Genomic DNA, 3318 nt, shown 5'->3' on the forward strand with positions numbered 1-3318 from the left:
AGAAAATTGACATCATCGTTGTCTAAAAATTCAGAGACATCTACCTCTTTGTCTTCTATGGTAAGGCTGTGGTAGGTTATGATACCATTTAATTTAGAAGTCAGTTTTCTAGCGTACCCAAAACCGAATCCAGAAGTTCCAAAAGAGATGTTTAGTCCGTTTTTCCTAGTTTTTAAATTGGTGTTTACTTTTTCTTCTAAGACTTTTTTAGAAGTCGTTTTTTGTGTTTTTTGTGCAAAAGAATAATTAATGCAGTAAAAAAAAACTGTAATAAGTAATAATTTGGTTTTCATATTGGTTTAAATTTTGCTGTAAAGGTATATTTGTTGTATGTATTTTTATTAAGTGTTTTTACGTGTTTTTTCTGTCAAATATTTAATTAAAAACTTTTAAGGTTCTCATGTAGATATTTTATAAATACAAGAAAAAAGGAATAGTTTAATTTTTATGTGATATTCGTTAGTTTATGCAAAAGTGAGAAATAAAGAGGTCACGTTGAAAAAAATGTCGTGAATGGTAGTGTTTTTGTCGTGAATGATGCTTTTACAAAAAAAAAAACGATTATTATCTCTAAAACAAAGGAGGGGTGTTAATTTGTTTTACGTGTTGTTTTATAAAAAACCACGTCTAAAAAAGTTGTAAATAGATTTTACATCAGCAGATAGCGAAAATCTTATTTTTTGTGGGTACGCTGTTTGAGAAATTTCCCATCCATTATTTGAGTAAAATGGAAAATAAATTTCAAATATTTGATGTACAAAATTAAAGCGTACTCCATTTTCGTATGCAAAATATAAAGGTTGGTTTTTGTTTTTTAAAAAGGCAACATCATTATAAATTTCTAACCAACGCCAAATACCTATACTAGAGTTATTTGAAACCATAAATTGATTTGCAAATCTTGTGGGAAGAACAGATTTAAAACCTCCTTCTGTAATAATAAATTGTTGGCTAAAAAAACCTGTGCTTTCTGATCTTCCTAAATAATTAAGTTGAAACAGGTAATCATTGCTTCTGTCTAAGCCAAAACTAAAATAATCGTTAGAAGTTTTGTTGCTAAAAAAGGCACCTGCAAAAAATCTAAAATCTAATTGGGTATCTGTAGATGTTAATGTTCTAAATCTTATGTCTAAGGCAGCTTTAGAAAAGTTTTTTGCAAATTCAGCATTAAAACTATATCTAAATTCTTTAATAATATCTGGATTAGAATAATTGTAACTTAAGCTTAAGATACTATAATTGTCTTGAGTTGTTCTTGGTGTGTTAAGGGCTACATCTTTATCTATATGAACCAATTTAGCTCTTAAAGATTCTGTACTTGCGTCTCTTAAAGTTTTTCTTTTAAAGATGATATCTATATATGGAATTAATGATTTGTATGCTAAATTTGGAGCGTAATCTGAAGTGCTTCCTGCCAATCCGTATGAAACTTTATATAGTTTCGAATCTTCAAAAAACTGATCATATGAAAGGGCAAATTGCCCGATTATAGAATTACTTTTTGTAGCATAATAGGGTACTGCTTTAAAATAAAAATTTCTTTTTATTAAGGGTTTGTTGTGTAGTTTAGCGCCAAGAATAAGTCCGTTATAATAATTATAAGCTATATCAGGTTGATAAAATAGTTGATGATAATTAGGGCTACTGACGTCTTTTATTAATGAAAATTTAATTGGTTTGTGAAATATTTTTTTATCTATTTTTTTCCAATTGTCTAAAGTGTTTAATTCTGGGTAAAGGTTTTCGTAATTTAAAACAAACGTATCATAGTTACCTTTTTTAAATTTTATTGTTTTTATTGAATCAACATTAGAAACCCATTTTTTTATTTTTATTTCATCATCTTTTAAAGCATATATTGCTACAGGTGTAGTAATATTTCTTTTGTTTTTTATAGTAACATAAATGCTGTCTTTAATAGGTTTTATAGATTGAATTGTATGGTCTATCTTTTTATTTGTTTTAACAAAGTCATTAAAAAACCAATCTAAATTTTTAGTTGTTTTAGTGGATAAAAGTTCGTAAAATTTATTGCTGTCAATTATTTTTATTTGGTTGTTTTGGTAAAAATCTTTAATTGTTTCATTTAATATGCTGTCTCCAACATATCCTTTTAAAAATCTAAAACCTAAACCAGCTTTATATTTACTTACTATTTTTCGGTTAAAGTTAGATAAAGAATCTGCAGATGTATTTAAAGCTTGGTCTAAAAATTTACGCGCAGAAAATTGATAAACAAAAGGATATTTATCATTAAATTCTAATTTAGAGATGTTAAATTTTTTTAAGAACCAAGAATCAGAAGCGTTACCTAAAAGCTTAATTTCTGGATAATATTTTTCAATATACTCTATCATTAAATAATTCTGAAGACCATCAATTAACCAATAATCTTTTCTTTTATTAAGTAGAATTGTATTTTCAATATATCTTTTTGTTAAGGATTTAAACATGGCAATATCCCACTTAAAGGTGTCAGAAAATGGGCGTAAAAATTTAGGAAGTTGGTTTAATCCAAAAATAGGATTTTTACTCTGAGTTGCTTTGTCTATATATATTTCTGGATGAGGATATTTTCCTAAGTATTTCTGAATAAAAAGTAATTCTCTATTTAAAATGCTTGTAGTTAAATTAAAATCTAATTCTTTAGAAAAAACATCTGTATGTATAGTTACAGTTTTTGTAGTAAATGTTTTAATTTGAGTTGATGTATTAATGCCTAAAAGAATGTCTGTTTTATTTTTTCCAACAAAATAATAACTATTATAACCTTCTTTTTTTGTTTCGTATCTATATAAGTTAGATTCTACTATATAGCCTTTAGGAGCATCAATATGAATATTAAAATCGGTTCCTCTTTCATACAAATCATCAAGGTTTAGGTTACTCATAATTTGCCAACCATTCTTGTAAATTGCAGGAGTTATATACCAGTTTCTTAGATGATAACCTGTTTTTGTTTTGCCATATTTAGTAAATCTTGCATTTGGTATTTTTACAATATATGTAATAGATATATTAACTTTAGAATTAGGTTTTAGAGGTTTGTTAAGTGTAATATCTATAATATCTGCTTGATTTTTTAATTCGTTGTAAGTTACGTTTTCGAAATTTACAGAAAGATTTTTAATCGTTGAAGATCCTAAATCTTTTTCTTTAGCAAAATATAGGTCTTTTCTAAAATTTTTAATAAATCTTTTTGATAAGGGGGTTTTTCTATCTTTGTAACTATTTGCCCAATTATGAAGATAAATGTTTGTTAAAATAGTATCCGAATTATTGTAAAAAATAATTTCTTGTTGAATTTTTAATTCATCA

Annotated in this window: 1 protein-coding gene and 1 pseudogene; both read right to left on the reverse strand. The window is 26.2% G+C overall.

All coding sequences use genetic code 11. From position 1 onward, the window contains the following. Window positions 1-293 (reverse strand): annotated as a pseudogene (locus ABJG40_RS03415) (hypothetical protein); the annotation flags it as partial. A 318-nt stretch (window positions 294-611) separates the two neighbouring features. Beyond that, window positions 612-3318: aminopeptidase (locus tag ABJG40_RS03420; protein ID WP_348023183.1), on the reverse strand; the 2707-nt coding region annotated here is incomplete at its 5' end.

Origin of the sequence: Polaribacter sp. (assembly GCF_039939415.1) — a bacterium.
Lineage (GTDB): Bacteria > Bacteroidota > Bacteroidia > Flavobacteriales > Flavobacteriaceae > Polaribacter.